The organism is Mucilaginibacter flavidus (assembly GCF_024055575.1).
GTDB lineage: Bacteria > Bacteroidota > Bacteroidia > Sphingobacteriales > Sphingobacteriaceae > Mucilaginibacter > Mucilaginibacter flavidus.
Genome location: NZ_JAMXOE010000028.1, coordinates 1 through 18,758, shown reverse-complemented (window position 1 = coordinate 18,758; position 18,758 = coordinate 1). Strand labels below are relative to the sequence as shown.

General features: G+C 43.4%; 16 protein-coding genes. 10 read left to right on the top strand and 6 right to left on the bottom strand.

What is annotated here, in order from left to right:
• The first annotated feature begins 2 nt into the window (after positions 1-2).
• The 3 genes from NAF19_RS26365 to NAF19_RS26355 all read left to right on the top strand — a co-directional run bounded on the left by NAF19_RS26365 (position 3) and on the right by NAF19_RS26355 (position 2,239).
• Positions 3-914, top strand: a complete 912-nt coding sequence (locus tag NAF19_RS26365; protein WP_252793364.1) for a ribose-phosphate diphosphokinase — start codon at positions 3-5, stop codon at positions 912-914.
• Between the two features lie 60 nt (positions 915-974).
• Positions 975-1,295 (top strand): phosphoribosylpyrophosphate synthetase, encoded by a 321-nt coding sequence (locus tag NAF19_RS26360; protein ID WP_252793363.1) that lies wholly within the window; start codon positions 975-977, stop codon positions 1,293-1,295.
• Between the two features lie 209 nt (positions 1,296-1,504).
• Positions 1,505-2,239, top strand: coding sequence for an acyl-CoA desaturase (locus NAF19_RS26355; protein ID WP_252793362.1), 735 nt, complete (start codon positions 1,505-1,507; stop codon positions 2,237-2,239).
• Between the two features lie 95 nt (positions 2,240-2,334).
• Here NAF19_RS26355 and NAF19_RS26350 read toward each other — a convergent pair whose 3' ends face one another.
• The 5 genes from NAF19_RS26350 to NAF19_RS26330 form a co-directional block, all read right to left on the bottom strand.
• Positions 2,335-2,967 carry an ABC transporter ATP-binding protein gene (locus NAF19_RS26350; RefSeq protein WP_252793419.1) on the bottom strand — a complete coding sequence of 211 codons (633 nt, stop codon included), beginning with the start codon at positions 2,965-2,967 and terminating at the stop codon, positions 2,335-2,337.
• A gap of 120 nt (positions 2,968-3,087) precedes the next feature.
• On the bottom strand, positions 3,088-3,873 hold the full coding sequence (gene lpxA / locus NAF19_RS26345; RefSeq protein WP_252793361.1) for an acyl-ACP--UDP-N-acetylglucosamine O-acyltransferase: 786 nt from the start codon (positions 3,871-3,873) through the stop codon (positions 3,088-3,090).
• Positions 3,870-5,282, bottom strand: coding sequence for a bifunctional UDP-3-O-[3-hydroxymyristoyl] N-acetylglucosamine deacetylase/3-hydroxyacyl-ACP dehydratase (locus NAF19_RS26340; RefSeq protein WP_252793360.1), 1,413 nt, complete (start codon positions 5,280-5,282; stop codon positions 3,870-3,872). Before NAF19_RS26340 ends, lpxA begins: the two co-directional genes overlap by 4 nt.
• Before the next feature lie 88 nt (positions 5,283-5,370).
• A complete protein-coding gene (gene lpxD / locus NAF19_RS26335; protein ID WP_252793359.1) occupies positions 5,371-6,411 on the bottom strand; it encodes a UDP-3-O-(3-hydroxymyristoyl)glucosamine N-acyltransferase in 1,041 nt (346 codons plus the stop codon).
• A 132-nt stretch (positions 6,412-6,543) separates the two neighbouring features.
• Positions 6,544-7,776 (bottom strand): HD domain-containing protein, encoded by a 1,233-nt coding sequence (locus tag NAF19_RS26330; RefSeq protein WP_252793358.1) that lies wholly within the window; start codon positions 7,774-7,776, stop codon positions 6,544-6,546.
• Between the two features lie 244 nt (positions 7,777-8,020).
• Between NAF19_RS26330 and porX the strand changes: the two genes are divergently transcribed.
• The 5 genes from porX (at position 8,021) to NAF19_RS26305 (ending at position 13,138) form a co-directional block, all read left to right on the top strand.
• Complete coding sequence (gene porX / locus NAF19_RS26325; protein WP_252793357.1) at positions 8,021-9,574, top strand: T9SS response regulator signal transducer PorX; 1,554 nt, start codon at positions 8,021-8,023, stop codon at positions 9,572-9,574.
• 84 nt (positions 9,575-9,658) lie between these two features.
• A complete protein-coding gene (tsaE, locus tag NAF19_RS26320) occupies positions 9,659-10,075 on the top strand; it encodes a tRNA (adenosine(37)-N6)-threonylcarbamoyltransferase complex ATPase subunit type 1 TsaE (protein ID WP_252793356.1) in 417 nt (138 codons plus the stop codon).
• Positions 10,076-10,128: 53 nt separating this feature from the next.
• A complete protein-coding gene (locus NAF19_RS26315; RefSeq protein ID WP_252793355.1) occupies positions 10,129-11,355 on the top strand; it encodes an alanine dehydrogenase in 1,227 nt (408 codons plus the stop codon).
• A 41-nt stretch (positions 11,356-11,396) separates the two neighbouring features.
• Positions 11,397-12,038 carry a M15 family metallopeptidase gene (locus NAF19_RS26310; protein WP_252793354.1) on the top strand — a complete coding sequence of 214 codons (642 nt, stop codon included), beginning with the start codon at positions 11,397-11,399 and terminating at the stop codon, positions 12,036-12,038.
• A 92-nt stretch (positions 12,039-12,130) separates the two neighbouring features.
• Positions 12,131-13,138: a YihY/virulence factor BrkB family protein gene (locus NAF19_RS26305; RefSeq protein WP_252793353.1), complete on the top strand. Its 1,008-nt coding sequence runs from the start codon at positions 12,131-12,133 to the stop codon at positions 13,136-13,138.
• Positions 13,139-13,215: 77 nt separating this feature from the next.
• On the opposite strand, the gene NAF19_RS26300 is transcribed toward NAF19_RS26305, so the two are convergent.
• Positions 13,216-14,541, bottom strand: a complete 1,326-nt coding sequence (locus tag NAF19_RS26300) for a D-alanyl-D-alanine carboxypeptidase/D-alanyl-D-alanine-endopeptidase (RefSeq protein WP_252793352.1) — start codon at positions 14,539-14,541, stop codon at positions 13,216-13,218.
• Positions 14,542-14,594: 53 nt separating this feature from the next.
• On the opposite strand from NAF19_RS26300, the gene NAF19_RS26295 reads away from it, so the two are divergent.
• A complete protein-coding gene (locus tag NAF19_RS26295; RefSeq protein WP_252793351.1) occupies positions 14,595-15,857 on the top strand; it encodes an aspartyl protease family protein in 1,263 nt (420 codons plus the stop codon).
• A gap of 149 nt (positions 15,858-16,006) precedes the next feature.
• The gene (locus NAF19_RS26290; protein WP_252793350.1) at positions 16,007-18,604 is read left to right on the top strand and encodes a zinc-dependent metalloprotease; all 2,598 of its coding nucleotides are present in this window, start codon (positions 16,007-16,009) and stop codon (positions 18,602-18,604) included.
• The last annotated feature ends 154 nt before the right edge of the window (positions 18,605-18,758 follow it).

The window sequence follows — 18,758 nt, the reverse complement described above, 5'->3', positions numbered from 1 at the left end:
GTATGAAAAAAATACTCTTCAACATAAAACAATATAAATACCTGGCCGAAAAAGTTATGGCCTGCGGGCAGTTTGAACAAGGTCTGCTTGAAACGGATAATTTTACCGATGGCGAACGCTACCAGCGTATCCTTACCAATGTTAACAACCGGGATGTGGTGATTATCGGCGGAACCGTGAACGATGAGTCGACGCTCGAGCTGTTTGACCTAGCATCATCATTGGTTAGCTACGGCGCAGGTTCACTGTCACTCGTTATTCCATATTTCGGCTACTCCACAATGGAAAGGGCCGTTTTACCGGGCGAAATTGTTACCGCGAAGGCCAGGGCAATGCTGCTATCGGCCATACCACGCAGCAACAGGGGCAACCGCGTTTACCTTTTCGATATTCATTCCGAAGGTATTCCTTACTACTTTGAAAACGGACTTTATCCCGTTCATATTTATTGCAAAAGCATTGTTATACAAGCCGCGCTACAGTATGGTGGCGATAATTTTGTGATGGCCAGTACCGATGCGGGCAGGGCGAAATGGGTTGAATCATTAGCCAATGAACTGGGGGTAAATGCAGCGTTTATACTAAAACGGCGGTTAAAAGGCGATCAGACTGAAGTTAGCGCGATAAATGCAGATGTAGCCGGCAAAACAGTAATAATATACGATGATATGATACGCTCGGGCGGCAGCATAATCAATGCAGCTAAAACTTATAAAGCCGCCGGAGCCGCCGATATTTTTGTAATAACAACACACGGCTTATTTGTAAACGACGGGTTGCAAAAATTAAAAAACTGCGGTGTCATTAAAAAGCTTATTTGTACCGATTCGCATGTAAACGCAGGTTCCCTGAATGGGGATGATTTTGTTGACGTGAGAAGTTTAGACAAGCTGATATGCGAAACACTTGGCTGACAATAATAAGCAGCGGTAAAAATTTATGCTTAATTTTACAACGCATCAAAACTTACCGCCATGAAACAAAAATTCCATTACGCCACCGTTACCGAAGCTATCGACGAGCTTAAAAAACAAGGCTTCACGCTCGATTTAAATTTAAAGGAAAATCATTTTGTAGCGGGCGAACAGCAATACCCTGCCGATGAATTTGAAATAGTTGATCTATACCGCTACGAAGGTGCGTCGGATCCCGGCGATGAAGCTACAGTTTATGCGCTGGCATCTCCCGCAGGTGTAAAGGGGATATTTGTATCAGGCTATGGCATTTCAACCGATGAGGCATCTGAGGAGACCCTGAAACAATTGCATTATAAATACCACCAGGGGCAGGCATAAGACCTGTAGAAAAACGATTCTGTTTACTCAACTTTACGCTTTCAAAAAACTGCAGATCAGCGACCTCCGCGCCTGGTCGAAATCCATCCGGGCAATTACTACGTAATTAATGACGAAGGTCACGCTAATATAATGTATGTCAAATTATATTAATCGTATCTTTGCAGCTGGTTACAAAAACAATTTATTACCAATTATATTATATACTTGTGGTTATTCTAATATTTTTCCTGGCCCATTGGTTCCTCTCATTATTTTTTCAAACATTTTTCCTGCACCGTTATGCATCTCATAAAATGTTTAGCACTCATAAAATTAACGAACGTATTTTTCACCTGTTAACCTTCATTTGCCAGGGATCGTCGTTTTTAAACCCACGTGCTTATGCGATTATGCACCGCGAACATCATGCATTCAGCGACACTGAAAAAGATCCGCATTCGCCATATTTTTTCCGCGACGTTTTCCAGATGATGTGGCGCACCGCACAGAGTTATAAGCTTTACGAAAAACGTTTAAAAGAACCGGAAGCACAATTTAAAGGTAACTATCCTGAGTGGAAATTGCTGGATTACTGGGGTTCAACTATTTTATCCCGCATTGTATTCGGCTTGTTATATGTGACATTTTATATTTTTTTCGCTACTCATTGGTGGATGTTTTTACTATTGCCAATCCATTTTATGATGGGGCCTATTCATGGCGCTATTGTTAACTGGTGCGGCCACAAATATGGTTACGCTAATTTTGACAACGGCGACAAATCAAAAAATTCAACGCCACTTGATTTCTTTATGCTTGGCGAATTGTTCCAGAACAACCACCACAAGCGCCCCAACAATGCCAACTTTGCCGCCAGGTGGTTTGAGTTCGACCCCGTTTACCCGGTAATGAAATTTATGCACTGGATACGGCTGATAAGATTGAGAGAAACATATCTATAGCTTTTTGAGGTAATAGGTTTTACCGGATATAAAAAAGACTTGCAAAATTTAAAAGTTTTGCAAGTCTTTTTTGTTTGGTTTGACGTCTTTTACCTTTAGCCTTTACCCTCTTTCTTGTAATCCGATATATTCAATTGCTCTTTACAAAAACCATATTCGTGCACTTGGTTTGAGCAGACGATAGTTAAACGGTCGGCAGCGAATTTTTGCACCAGGCTTAAATACCAGTCAACACCCTGGGTATCGAGGTTCGAAGTTGGCTCATCAAGCATCAGCATGGGGGTATTCGAACAAAATGCGAGCGCCAGTTTAAGCCGCTGCTTCATGCCGGAAGAAAAGTAGCGTATCATTTTGTTTTTGCTGCTTTGCATACCCAGCAACTCAATCACCCCATTTTTGTCAATTCCTGCTTTATAGCCTTTAAATTTAAAGTGGAAATCAATTACCTCGGTAAGGGTAAATTCCTCGATCAGTTCAAGATATGGCGCAGCGAGGCTTAAGTGTTGGTAAATCTCACCTGCCTCAACTTCAGCATCGTTAAATGTGTAGTTAAGTTGCCCGACAGACGGCGCTAAACTGCCATTTAAAACCTGCAGCAAAGTCGACTTACCCGAGCCGTTGGGCCCCAGAATAGCATACGAATTAGTGCCGGTAAACGTATAGTCAACCCCCCGGAAAATCCAGTCGCGGTTAAAGCGGCGGCCAATGTTTTGGAGGGAGATGGAGATTGAGTTCATAGTTCATAGTTCATGGTTCATAGCCGGAAGCGATTTGGCTGATAGCTTATTGACGGTAAGTTAAAGATGAGCGAAGCCACCATGAACTATGAACCGTCAACTATGAACTTCTTAAGAATTCCCAAACCCCTTCATGATGCCCCGTTGTGAGTTTTGCACAAAGTTAATGATCTCGTCGCGCTCAATAGTTGGGTTAAATTCGGCCTCGATGATATCAAGGGCTTTGGTCATGTTATACTTTTTAAGGAAAATGATCCGGTAAATTTCCTGGATCTCGTTAATTGTAGCTGCCGAAAAACCACGGCGGCGCAGGCCTACCGAGTTGATGCCGATGTACGACAATGGTTCGCGACCTGCCTTGGTGAAAGGCGGAACGTCCTTACGAACCAGTGAACCGCCGGATATCATGCTGTGTGCGCCAATCTCAACAAACTGGTGTACGGCAGATGTACCGCCGATGAAGGCATAGTCGTATACGTTAATATGACCTGCCAGCTGTACCGAGTTTGCAATAATAACATTATCGCCAATTACGCAGTCGTGCGCTACGTGTACGTAGGCCATTAACAGGCAGTTGCTGCCGATAGTAGTAGTGTTTTTGTCGAGCGCCGTTCCACGGTTAAGGGTTACGCATTCGCGGATAACCGTATTATCGCCTACCGAAACGGTACTTTGTTCACCTTTATATTTTAAATCCTGCGGCGGGGCTGATATAACGGCTCCCGGAAAAATACGGCAGTTTTTTCCTATCCTGGCGCCATCCATAATGGTGCTGTTTGAGCCCACCCACGTGCCTTCGCCAATTTCAACATCCTTGTGTATGGTAACAAATGGCTCAATTACCACATTATCGGCTATTTTAGCCTGTGGATGTATGTATGCTAAAGGCTGAATCATGCTTCTTCAGTTTTTGTTTTTTTAACTATTTGCGCCATTAATTCGGCCTCAACAACCACACGTTCACCAACCATGCCTATCCCCTTCATTTGTGCAATTCCGCGCCTTATCGGTGCTATTAAATTGCAGTGGAATATAATCGTATCACCAGGTACTACCGGCGATTTAAAGCGTGCATTTTCTATTTTAAGGAACAAGGTAATATAATTTTCCGGGTCGGGCACTGTATTCAGTACCAATATACCACCGGTTTGTGCCATCGCCTCAATCTGTAACACCCCGGGGAACAGCGGCGTACCAGGAAAATGCCCGCGGAATATATCCTCGTTCATGGTTACATTCTTCAACCCTACCACGTGGCTCTTTGTTAAATCAAGTATCTTGTCTATCATCAACATCGGCTGCCGGTGCGGCAATATTTTCATGATATCAACGGTATCATACACCGGTTTAGCATTCGGGTCGTAAATTTTTATATGCTTGCGGCTACGTTCCTTTTTAATTAACGACTTAATCTTTTTAGCAAATGCCACGTTAGCGGCATGTCCCGGCCTTGCGGCCATAATATGCCCGCGCAACGGAACCCCAACCAGCGCCAAATCGCCAATCATATCTAGCAGTTTGTGTCTTGCGGGCTCGTTTTGGTGACGAAGCTCTATATTATTCAATATACCCTGCGGGGCAACCTTAATATCTTTACGGTTAAATACCCTTGCCAGGTGTGCCAGTTCTTCTTCATCAACTTCCTTGTCAACCACTACTATGGCGTTATTAAGATCGCCACCTTTTATAAGGTTATGTTGTAACAGCATTTCCAGCTCGTGCAAAAAGCAGAAGGTGCGGCACGATGCTATTTCTTTGTTAAATTCGGCAATAGTTGAAATACTGGCGTGCTGGCTGCCTAATACCTGCGAGTTATAGTCGACCATGCAGGTAAAGCGGTAGTCATCATCCAAAGGCATAGCTACCATTTCAACCTTACGGTCGGGTTCTGAGTAATGTATGTTATAGGGAATGTGGTAATATTCGCGGTCGGCTTCCTGCTCAACAAGCCCCATATCTTTGATAGCATCAACAAACTGAATCGAGCTGCCGTCCATTATTGGGGTTTCCTGGGCATCCATATCTATCAGTACGTTATCCACTTCAAGTCCAACCAACGCGGCCAGCACGTGTTCTATAGTGCTTACACTCGCGCCATTTTGCGTAATGGTAGTACCGCGCGAAGTATCGGTAACGTTGTCACAATCGGCATCAATTATCGGCGACCCTTCCAAATCAACCCGTCTGAACTTATAGCCGTGATTTTCTGGCGCCGGGTTAAAAGTAAGCGTAACACTTTGCCCGGTATGTAAACCGGTACCCGAAACCGAAACCGGTGCTTTAATAGTTTTTTGTTTTACGTTCATCTTATAGTTGTCATTCGGTCATTAAGTCATTCGGTCATTAGCCCTGGCATATTACTATTAAACAGCCAATGAACAATGATTCAATGACCTAGTGACTTTTCCTAAGTTCTGCAATTATTTTTTCAAGCTCGTTAACTTTCTTTTCCAACTCAGGCAGGCGATTTATTACAATTTGCGATCGCATGTGATTGGAGTATGGCTGCGCCGGTGAGCCCATCCATTTTTTATTTTCTTCGGCCAGCGTGCGGCTTATGCCCGATTGCGCCTGTACTTGCGTGCCTTTTGCAATGCTGATATGACCAACAATGCCAACCTGCCCGCCGATAATGCAATTTTCGCCAACCTTGGTACTGCCTGAAATACCGGTTTGTGCTGCCACTACCGTGTTGCTCATGATTTCCACATTGTGGGCCACCTGTATCAGGTTATCGAGCTTTACCCCTTTGCGGATAATGGTGGAGCCCATTGTTGCCCTGTCGATAGTGGTGTTTGAGCCTATTTCAACATCATCTTCGATAACTACATTCCCTATCTGCGGTATTTTGCTGTAGGTGCCGTCGCCAACCGGCGCAAAGCCAAAACCATCGGCGCCGATAATGGTACCTGAATGGATGATGACATTGTTCCCTATTTTGCAATCAAAATAAACTTTTACACCTGCAAACAAGGTAACATTATCTGCCAGTACCACATCATCTGCAATATAAGTTTGCGGGTATATTTTGCAATTGTTACCTATAGTTACGTTTGGCCCTATATAGGCAAATGCCCCTACATAAACATTCTCGCCGAGCTTTGCCGATGGGTGGATAAAGCTGGGTTGTTCAATGCCTGATTTATCGAGCTTCAGCTTGTTATACACATCAAGCAGCATGGATATAGCCATGTAAGCGTTCTCCACACGGATAAGTGTAGTATTAACTGGCTCGGCAAGCGCCTGGTCGTTATTTACAATAACAATTGAGGCTCCGGTGGTATAAAGGTATTGCTCGTATTTGGGATTAGCCAAAAATGAGAGTGAGCCTGCCTGGGCCTCTTCTATTTTTCCCAGTTGATTTACCTGCACCGAGGGATCACCTTCAACTGTTCCATTAAGCATTAAAGCTAGTTGCTGTGCGGTAAATTGCATCCGGCAAATTTATGTGTTAATATTCAAGCAAGCAAGTAGTTGATTTGGTTGATTATGCGGGTGTTCAATTTGGCTGAAAACCCTCATTGTGATGGGTTTTCAGCTACAACTAATCAACTTAGTCTAACCTAATCAACCGTTCACCAATTCTTTTTTATAGCAAACAATATACTTCTTCACCGTTTTTGCCAGCGCTTCGAGGTTGGAATTATCGCTGGCTTGGGTAATATCTTTTATCGAGCCGTCCTTCATCAGGATGCAGATATTTCCATCGTCGGAGCGGTACGCTTTATTGCGGATGGAATCCGTAAAAACAAAGTATGATGCTTCGTGCTCGCTGATATTGTATTTTTTAATAGCTTTTTGTATCAAGCTGCGTACAAATGCCGCGTCAGGCGGTTCGTTGGTGATATCAACCTTATATAAATCGCGCTGAACAAGGTCGGTACACAATTTCGACAATACAAAATCTTTGTGCGTAGCCCATATTTTTACAGCTGCCATAATATCAGTATCGTCAAGACTGGCAAAAGTTTCCAGGTAATGATCTTCGCGCATAAATGCCTCGCGGCTTATCGGTTTCTTTAAAAACATGCTCAATGCGGGCGTTGTAAAAACCTCTTCACCCCGCAGGGCCAGTTCTCGGCTGCGTTTTAATATTTTTACCAGCAACTGCTCAGCGGCAATTACCGTTTTATGCAGGTAAACCTGCCAGTACATCAGCCGGCGGGCGATGAGGAACTTTTCGATTGAATAAATGCCCTTTTCTTCCACCACAATCGCATCGTCAACAACGTTGAGCATCTTAATGATACGGTCGGAACTGATGACACCTTCGGATACGCCGGTAAAAAAACTGTCCCGGTTAAGGTAATCCATCCTGTCCATATCCAGCTGGCTCGATACCAGCTGATGCAAAAAGCGTCGCGGGTATTTATCCTCAAATATTTCAATAGCCATGCTTAGCTGACCGTTGAACTGCCGGTTAAGCCTCTGCATTATCATAGTTGAAATATCCTCGTGCGAAATTTGTTCAACTATGCTTTCTTCCAGCGCGTGCGAAAATGGGCCGTGGCCTATATCATGCAATACTATGGCTATAGTAACCGCTTCCTCTTCGTCATCGCTGATTGCATGGCCCTTATTGCGCAACGTTTCAATAGCCATACTCATTAAATGCATTGCGCCCAGGGCATGATGAAAGCGGGTATGCAGTGCGCCGGGATAAACCAAATGCGTCATCCCCACCTGCTTAATATAGCGCAGCCGCTGAAAATAGGGGTGTTCAATAAGATCGAATATCAGTTCCGTTGGGATGCTGATAAAACCGTAAACCGGGTCGTTGATTATTTTCTTTTTATTCAATTTGGATATAAGCTGTGCAAAAATGTTAAATAAAGGTAATAGCAGTGTCGTCTATTTGTTAATTTATGTTAATACCTTTAATAATTAATAACAAAAGCCGTGCTTTGCGGTTATTACTTCTCTGATTTCACCGATTACAAGGGGATTTCACCGATTGAAATATTACACCGATTGGGCAATGATCAGCTGACTTAATCCCATTAAATCAGTAAAATCTTTTAATCCCGGTCAAAATATACATACCATGCAGGATACCACCATATTATGGGCCGATGACGAAATTGACCTTTTAAAACCCCATGTATTGTTTTTAACCGAAAAAGGTTACAAACTTACAACGGTAACCAATGGCAACGATGCTGTTGAGGCTTTCAAAAATAACCATTTCGATTTGGTTTTTTTGGATGAAAATATGCCGGGGTTAACGGGGCTGGAAACGCTGTCGCAGATAAAAAACATCAATAACGATGTACCTATTGTTTTGATTACCAAAAACGAGGAAGAGTATTTGATGGAGGATGCCATAGGCTCAAAAATAGACGATTACCTTATTAAGCCGGTAAACCCGAAACAAATACTGCTAACCATAAAAAAACTTACTGAAAACAAGCGCCTGGTTACCGAAAAAACCACCATGGCCTATCAGCAGGATTTCCGCAACCTTGGGATGACGCTTAACGAAAACTTAAGCTACCAGGAATGGATTGATGTATATAAGAAATTAATTTTCTGGGAGCTTAGCCTCGAGAAACTGGAGGACGCCGGTATGCATGAAATACTGACCCTGCAAAAAGCTGAGGCGAACGTACAGTTCTGTAAGTTTGTTGAACGTAATTATGTGCGCTGGCTTAAAGAGCCGGAAAATGCCCCAACCAATTCATCGCAATTATTTAAAAAGAAGGTTTTCCCTTTGCTGGATGGAAAAGGCCCGGTGTTTTTTATCCTGATTGATAATTTACGGTACGACCAGTTTAAAATCATCAACCCAATTTTAACCGAATACTTCAGACTGGAAGAGGAAGATGCCTATTACAGCATTTTACCTACAGCTACCCAATACGCACGTAACTCTATCTTCTCGGGTTTGATGCCTTTGGATATGGAAAAACGCTATCCAGAAATGTGGCAGAACGACGAGGATGAAGGTGGAAAAAACCTGTATGAAGGCGATTTTATAACTGACCAGATAAAACGCGTTCTGCGAAGGGACGTAAAACACTCCTATCATAAAATATTAAATATTGACGAGGGCCGCGCACTTAACGAATCTGTGAGTAACCTGATGCAAAACGAGCTGAATGTGGTGGTTTACAACTTTGTTGATATGCTGAGCCACGCCCGTACCGATATGCAAATGATACGCGAGCTGGCCAGCGACGATGCCGCCTACCGCTCATTAACACTGTCGTGGTTTGAGCATTCGCCGCTATTTGATTTGCTGAAGTTTTTGGCGTCGAAACAAGTACGGGTAGTTATCACAACCGACCATGGCACCATAAGGGTACGTAACCCCAGTAAAATTGTCGGCGACAGGAATACCAATACTAACCTGCGTTACAAACAGGGTAAAAATTTGAATTTTAACCCAAAAGAAGTATTCCATGTGCGCAACCCGCACGACGCAATGCTACCCAAACTACATGTAAGCAGCAGTTTTGTATTTGCCAAGGAAGACAGTTACTTTGTTTACCCAAACAATTACAATCACTTTGTTAACTTTTATAACGAGACATTCCAGCATGGGGGTATTTCGTTAGAGGAGATGCTGATACCTATTGCGGTATACGGGCCTAAGTAAAATTTATTAAATTTGGCATCTATTTGCCATTGCTTTTTATCTGAATCACGTATTGTGGTTCAGATAAAAAGTAAATAATATTTTATGCATCTGACCGCAACTACTCCAGCTCAACTCCCCGCCATTGCATCCGAAATAATTTCATTTGCAACCAACTCCCGTATTTTTCTTTTTTATGGCGATATGGGGGCGGGTAAAACCACGCTGATTAAATCGCTATGTGAATGTTTAGGAACTACCGAAGCGGTTACCAGTCCCACATTCTCAATTGTGAACGAATACATCGGCACGAAAAATAAAATTTACCATTTTGATTTCTATCGCCTTAAAAATCAAACTGAGGCGCTGGATATGGGCTATGAGGAGTATTTTTACTCGGATGCGTACTGTTTTATTGAGTGGCCCGAAAAAATACCCGATCTATTGCCGGTGCATTATAACCGGGTTACCATAAATGTACAGGCCGACAATTCGCGGCAGGTAACTATTGAGCAAATTTAATTTACACTTAAAGCGATTTTTGTTTAACTTCATCAGCCAGAAAATAATACACAATGAGCTTAGGGAAATATAGTGGATTTTCGGACCTTGCCAAACAAGCGTTGATGCAACCCCAGGAATCGATGCTGGAGGTTAAAAACAAAAAAAACAAACTTTATATAGGTATACCAAAAGAGGTTTCTTTCCAGGAAAACAGGATCCCGCTTACTCCATTATCTGTGGCTTTGCTGATAAATAATGGTCACGAGGTAATGCTGGAAAGCAATGCCGGACAGGCCGCCAATTTTTCGGATAAGGACTACAGCGAGCAGGGCGCCCATATTGTTTACGATACTAAAAAAGTATACGAAGCCGACCTCATTATAAAAATTGCCCCGCCAACACTGGCCGAAATCGAATTGATGAAGCCCGGCCAAACGCTTATATCAGCCTTGCAAATGTCGACCCTTAAGGCCGAAATTGTAAATGCGTTAATCAACAAAAAAATTACGGCACTTTGCTTTGAGCACCTGCGCGACGAGGGCGGCTCGTTAAGCGTGGTGCGGGCGATGAGCGAAATTGTTGGTGCCACATCTATATTAATTGCGGGCGAATACCTGAGCAATGTTTTTGATGGCAAGGGCTTAATGCTCGGCGGCATCACCGGTGTACCGCCAACAGAAATTGTAATATTAGGTGCCGGAACGGTTGGAGAATATGCTGCTCGCACGGCTATTGCGCTTGGCGCTGAGGTGAAGGTCTTCGACCCTTCTATTTATAAATTGCGCCGTTTGCAAAACAATATTGGTACACGGGTATTCACATCAGTTGTACAACCAATTGTTTTACAAAAAGCTGTTACAACTTGTGATGTTGCCATAGGCGCCATGCGCGCCGAAGACGGCCGCAGTCCATGCATTGTATCAGAGGCTACAGTTAGCCGCATGAAACCAAACTCGGTGATTATTGATGTAAGTATTGACCAGGGAGGTTGTTTTGAAACATCAGAGGTAACCAACCACACCCACCCGGTTTTTCGCAAGCACGATGTTATACATTATTGCGTGCCAAACATCGCGTCGCGGGTTGCACGCACTGCTACTTATGCCCTTACCAATATTTTCGCACCGATACTGCTTGATATAGGTGAGCATGGCAGTTTAAAAGATTTAATATGGGCAAAATCGGGTATGCGCGATGCGGTTTATATATACAAAGGCCAGCTTACCAACAAACATATCGGCGAGCGTTTTTCAATTCCCTGCAAAGACCTCGACTTGCTGATTGTTTCACACCGCTAAATATGAAACATATTATTCTGCCCGCAATTTTTACATTAATCATGAGTAGTACATTCGGTCAGCATTATAAATATATCGACAGCGCGAAAGTAATGGGCCCTGCAAAATACGCAGCCGATATTAAACGGAATCCGGAAACCAGGCTGGTTGAAATAAAAAAATACATCCCGGGCATTGCGCTTGATATACGATATGCAACTACCAATAACTTTACCAACCACCGCATGTACCCGCAGGCACGGGCTTTTGCCCGGCTGCCGGTAGTATTGGCGTTAAAGGATGTGCAGGACGAGTTGAAAGCAAAAGGCCTCGGTCTTAAAATATACGATGGTTACCGCCCCTACTCTATAACCGAAAAATTTTACGAGATAGCAGCCGATACCAATTTTGTTGCCGACCCGCGTAAAGGTTCAAAACACAATAGGGGCTGCGCTATCGACCTCAGCTTGATCGACTTAAAAACCGGGAAAGAACTGGACATGCCTACTGGCTTTGACAGCTTTAGCCGCAAAGCTGCAGCCAATTACCCCGATTTAACCCCGCTACAAATAGCCAACCGTGAGTTGCTAAAAGGCGTTATGCAGGCCCACGGTTTTAAGGTGATTGCTACAGAATGGTGGCATTACGATTTTAACGGATGGGCAAAATATCCGCTGCTTGATATCCCCTTCTCAACAATTTAATAATGACGATTTAAAATTTCGGGGCAAACATTTTTGGCTATTAAATATTCAGTATATAATAGTTAATAAACAGGAACAGAATTTAATTCACAATGGCATTTAAAGCAGGCATGAAAGTTTTTAGCTTAGCGTATGTAAAAGAGCTCTGGAAAATACTGGCGGCTACCTTTATGGGGTTCATCAGTGATAACGGCCTTAAATTAAGCGCGTCATTAGCCTACTATACCATTTTTTCAATAGCCCCGCTTCTAATCCTGATTATTTCGATAGCGGGTGTAGTTTGGGGGCAGGATGCCGCATCAAACAAATTGTACCCGCAAATTGCTCATTACGTTGGCAAGGACGCAGCGATGCAAATACAGGATGTATTAGCAAAACTGCAGCTGTCCGGTAAATCAAATACGGCAGTAACTATCGGAATAATAACCTTACTCGTTGGCGCCAGCAGTATTTTTATCGAGATACAGGATTCGCTTAACATCATATGGCGGGTTAAGGCTAAACCAAAAAAGGGGTGGCTTAAGCTTATTCAAAACCGGTTTATTTCTTTTTCACTGATTATCAGTCTCGGGTTCTTAATGCTGGTGTCGTTGGTGATAAGTGTTGTAATGAACGCGGTAAGCCAATGGATTACTCATTTTTTACCGGCATTAACCACAGTGCTTTTAAACCTGGTTAATCTTGGTATTACGCTGATAATTATTTCGGTGCTGTTTGGTATAATATTCAAATTTTTGCCGGACGTAAAAATTAAGTGGAGGGATGTGCGTTCGGGGGCATTTTTTACAGCAATCCTGTTTATGGTAGGGCAATCGCTCATCACTTTATATATACAGTATTACGCTAAAAGTTCTGCTTACGGGGCTGCAGGATCCATTTTGATTATCCTTGTCTGGATATATTACACTGCGGCAATTTTGTACATAGGCGCCGAGTTTACCCAGGTTTATGCCGAAGCCATAGGCAGCCATATTGAACCTGCAGACTACGCCGTAAGCGTGCAACAAACCGAGGTGCTAAAAGAAGTAGCCACCCTGCCGGCTCAAAACCCCCAGCTTAAAGGAACGTTGAAGCCGGAGAAGAAAGAAAGCACAAGTTGATCCCGCACGTGCGGGATAGTTCATAGCCGAAAAAAGGAAACTGCCGCGGCCATGAACTATCAACTATGAACGATAGGCTAATATTCATCGTGTATAAATGTAATTATCCTTACTATTTCGTCCCTAATTTCGGCAACGGGACGGGTAAAATTGTTGTTCATGAACGCGAATGCCAACCTCTTCCCTTTTTTAGTAATCAGATAACCGCATTGGTTATAATTATTGGAAAATGAGCCGGTTTTGGCCCAAACAAAAGGTCGCCCGTTTTCGGTTTTGTAAATCTTACGGATGCTCCCTGTTGAACCGCCTGCCGGGAAGAGGCTATGCACCAGGTCGTCGTTTTTTTTCTCTTCCAATATCATACATAACAGGGCTACAATGCTGCGTGGCGTAAACAGGTTATAACGCGACAACCCCGATCCGTCAACCCATTGCGGCGCATCGGGCAAATCACTTAAAAGGGCCGATTTCGAATAATTTATTACTGAATCGGTATTAAGTACCTGGAATTTAGCCGACGAACAAAGCAGCAGCAATTGCTCGGCAATAAAATTGTCGCTCGGTTGCAGCATGCGCCGGTAAACCGAATCGGCATTGGCATTATAAACAGTTTTGGTATTGGCAGGCAAGGAGATGTGTACTATGGTAACGGTTTGCTTAAGCGTGTCCTGTAATAGTTCGGCCGTCAGTTCAGCACTTACCTTCCAGGGCACCTCCTGCTTAAAGTTTTTAGGCAAGGCCATAAAAGGGTAAACAAACGTGTTGCTTAAAAGGTCGCGTTTTACCCTGTATGTTGCGGGGCGATAAAGTGTATCGCATTTTAAATATTTCTTCAGGTAAGCCGGTTTTATTTGCAACGAATCGTTTTTATCGGCATAAATAAGGGCCACATTATCTTCAACCGGCAGCTCGTTTATTTCGGCTTGGTAATAGTCGTTATAATCATCCCAGGCCCAGCCCGGGCCAAAAAACTGACCGGTATAATTACCGGGCGAAAAGAATAGTTTTTTTCCGCTGTTCTTTAATAAATTAAACCCGTTTATCCCCTTTAAATCGCTATGCAAAAATGAAGGATCGCCGGTACCCCAAAAAATCAGCGAGTCGCCTTTGGTAATATATTTAAGTGCGGGAACCGAGTCGCCCAACATCTTCAAACAGGTATAAAAGGTAAACAGCTTGGTGTTTGATGCCGGGTTAAAATATTTATCGCTGTTAAGCTCATACACCATCTTCTTATTGTCCAGGTCGTACAATGCAAAGCCGGTAAAATGGCCGCTTGTTCCCGGGGTATGCGCAAACTGCCTTTTTATTGGTCGTTTACGTATTTTATCAGCACAGCTATAGCCAAAACACATTAAAAGGCAGAAACCAAGCGTTATTATTTTAAATACATTCCGCTGCATTGATGTTAATTTTATATGATTAATTTGTACGTTTGATAACCAAATATAAACGTTTGTTGATTAGGCTATTCCATACCATAAAACGCGCCATCCAAATTAGGGCAGCGTTGTATTTTACTGTGCTGCTGTTGTCGCTTTGCTGTTGGCATTCAATTGCAAATGCCCAATATTTCGACTTGAAAGATAACAGAAAACATGTTACCGTTCCTTTTAAAATGATAAGGGACATGATCGTCATCCAGGTTAACATTAATAATAAGGGCCCTTTTAATTTTATTTTAGACACCGGCGTCGGTCTGATGCTGATAACCGACCCCAAATTGGTCGACTCGATAAACATAGTTAACAAACGTACCTTAAAAATAAATGGCATTGGCGACGGCGAGGCTTACGAAGCCTATGTTACATCTGCCTTAGACATACAAATTCGCGGCCTGAAAAGTTATGATGTTGCGGCGGCTATATTAAAGACCGACCATTTTGGCCTCTCCAACTATGCGGGTATACCTATACACGGGTTGCTGGGCTACGAGTTTTTTAATAACCTGGCTGTTAAGATTGAATTTTCTGACAGCACCCTTTCTGTTTCTAAAGCAAAAGATATCCGGCTGTATAAAAAGGGGACAAAAATACCAATGACTGTTCAAGACCGGAAGCCTTATATACATACAAAGGTTACCTATACCGATGGCAGCAAGGTGGATGCAAAACTAGTGCTCGACCTGGGCGCCGGCCATGCACTATCGCTGGAAAACGCTATCGTAAAACATGGCCTTCCATCAAAATTTATCGCAGCTAACCTGGGCTTGGGGCTTACCGGGCCGGTTAGCGGCTTTTTAGGCCGCGTAAAAGAGCTCGACATAGGGAAGTTTAAAATACCCAATGTCATTACCTCATTTCCGCAGGGCGACCAATATAAAGGCTTGGCTGTAAAACGCGATGGCAACCTGGGTATAGGTATACTTAAGCGGTTTAGCGTTATAATTGACTACCCCGACAGCGCTGTATATTTAAAGCAGGGGCCTGATTTTACCCGCCCTTTTGAACACGATATGAGCGGCCTGGAGTACTATGGTGCGGGCGAAGACTTAAACCGCATTGTTATCAGCAGGGTTGAACCAGGCTCGCCCGCTGATGAAATAGGGCTTGAAAAGGACGACGAAATACTGGCGATAAACTTAAAGCCAGTTAAAAACATGACCCTTGAACAAATTGACAACCTTTTTAAATCGCAAAATGACCGCAGCTTGCTTTTGGAGGTTTACCACGACAAAAAGAAGGACGAGGTTGTTTTAACCTTAAAGCGCCGTATATAATCTTTCATCAAATCAGCTTTTGACATTTAAGCATCCCCCGTATGGGGCGATTTTAAACCCATATTTGTAACAAAAATGTTGCTATTCCCAAATGGTTTGTATTTTGCATAAGTTTACACTTTAACTGACTAAATTTAATAATTAACTATATGATTAAACCATTACGTAAAAACGCGTGGTTATGCTTAACTGCTATTACCATTGCCGTAATAGCAGGTTCGTGCAAAACCAAGAAGGAAGCTGCCGCACAAACTGTAACCGTTAAAACAACTTCCACAGCCGCCGGCTCGACTGCTACTGCTACAATTGGCCCTGGTAAAAAAGAGGGCATCAAAAAATTCGGCGACCTTATCCCGTCAAAAACCAAAGTTGATAACGGGCTTTTTAACACTTATAAAGTTGACGGTAAATATTATTATGAAATCCCCGATTCATTATCGAACCGCGAAATGCTGGTTGTTACCCGCTTTGCAAAAACTCCCGCTAATATTAAGGTATCCAATCAGCAATATGGCGGAGAAGAAGCGAACGACCAGGTTTGGAAATGGGAACGCCATGATAAACAGGTTTATATACGTGTGCCAAGCTATTCTATCCGGGCCGACAGCACAAGTGACATGTACCAGTCCGTAAAAAATTCCAACCTCGATGTGGTACTTGCCTCGTTTGACATAAAAGCCTATAATAAAGACACAACCGGTGTTGTAATTGACGTAACAGACTTTTATAACGGCGATATAGCGGCGATAGGTATCTCTGACGAATTGAAAAAGGCATATAAGATATCGGCTATTGACAATACGCGCTCATACATCGATTCTATAAAAAGTTTCCCGATAAATATCGAGGCGCGTACTTTAAAAACATATCGTTCCGCCGAATCTCCAACCGATAATACCAACGCAGCGATAACATTTGAATTAAATACATCGATGTTATTATTGCCAAAAACACCGACAAAGGCACGTTTGCGGGACCCACGGGTTGGTTATTTTGGACAAAGCCAAACGGATTACGGAACAGATGCCCAAAAATCGGAAGTAACGGCGTACATACATCGCTGGAAACTGGAGCCAAAGGACGAAGCGGCCTATGCCCGCGGGGAACTGGTTGAGCCCAAGAAGCAAATTGTGTACTACATTGACCCTGCAACACCAAAAAAATGGGTTCCGTATCTGATACAGGGAATAAACGACTGGCAAAAAGCATTTGAGGCAGCCGGTTTTAAAAATGCCATTGTCGGTAAAGCAGCGCCGACAGCAAAAGAAGACCCCGAGTTTAGTACAGAAGATGCCCGTTACAGTGCAATCAGATATTTCGCATCTAATGTTGAGAATGCTTACGGTCCGCATATATCTGACCCGCGCACCGGCGAAATACTGGAAAGCCATGTGGGCTGGTACCACAACGTAATGCAATTGCTGCGCGATTGGTATTTTGTACAAACTGCCGCGGTAAATCCTGAAGCGCGTAAGGCTAAATTCACCGACGAGCAGATGGGTGAGCTGATACGTTTTGTTTCATCGCACGAAATTGGCCACACGCTGGGCCTGCCACACAATTTTGGCTCAAGCTACGCCTACCCCGTTGATTCGCTTCGTTCGAAAGCATTTACAGACAAGCATGGCACAGCCCCTTCAATTATGGATTATGCGCGGTTTAACTACATTGCCCAGCCAGGCGATGGGGTAACGCATTTGTACCCACAAATAGGCGAATATGACCTTTGGGCAATAAAATGGGGCTATACATGGTTCCCCGGCAAAAAGAGCATTAAACAGGAAAAAGAAATGCTCGACGTATGGACAAAAGAAAAAGCAGGCAACCCGCTTTATTATTACGGCCGCCAGGGAACAAGTATCGACCCTCGCCTGCAAAATGAAGACTTAGGCGATAACGCCATGAAAGCAAGCACATACGGCATTGCCAACCTGAAACGCATTTTGCCGAACATTGAAAAGTGGACCTATCAGCCCGGCGAAGACTATGATGATCTGCAAAGTTTATACGGTGAGGTGTTAAACCAGTTTAGCCGTTATATGGGCCATGTGGCAACAAACATAGGTGGGATGAACGAGAACTTTAAAACGTACGACCAGAAAGGACCTGTTTACGACTTTGTTGCCAAAGGCTTACAGCATGATGCCGTAGCGTTTTTTAACAAAGAAGTATTTACAACGCCAATGTGGTTGATTGAAAGCCAGGAATTATCAAAATTTGACAACGGTGTAATGCTAAACCGGATTAAAAGCGTGCAAACCAATACATTGGCAAACGTGCTGTCGCAATCAAGGATATCGCGTATGTATGATAACGAAACCAGGAATGGGAGCAAGGCTTATTCGGTAGCTGATTTATTTAATGATCTGCGCGATGGCATTTTTACTGCCGGCCGCCCTGACGCATTTAAACGTAACCTGCAAAGGGCATACATCGAAGATCTAAAAAGCCTGTTGAACGACGATTTCAGGGGTATCCCCGGCTTTCCGGCGAGTGCCATGGCAAATTTTGGCTTAACTCCCATTAACATGACGCTGTCGGATATTCGCCCGATGGTACGTGCCGAACTGAAAGTTATACAAGCCAAACTGCCAAAAGGCGGAGATGCAATAACCACAGCGCACTATATCGATTTGCAGGCGAGGATAAAGGAAACGTTAAATCCAACCAGGCCGATAGTAAATATACCGGCAGCAGGCCGTGGAATAGCAGATGATATAGTTAAAAATGATTTGGAAAATTATTAATTGCATACTAATCAGCTGATACACTGAATTTTTCAGCAATCGAGTAGGAAGTAAGGGATTATTTCCCTTACTGTCCTCTCACACCACCGTACGTGCCGTTCGGCATACGGCGGTTCAATAAACATTAACAGTTTTTCAGCGGGGTGGTGATGTC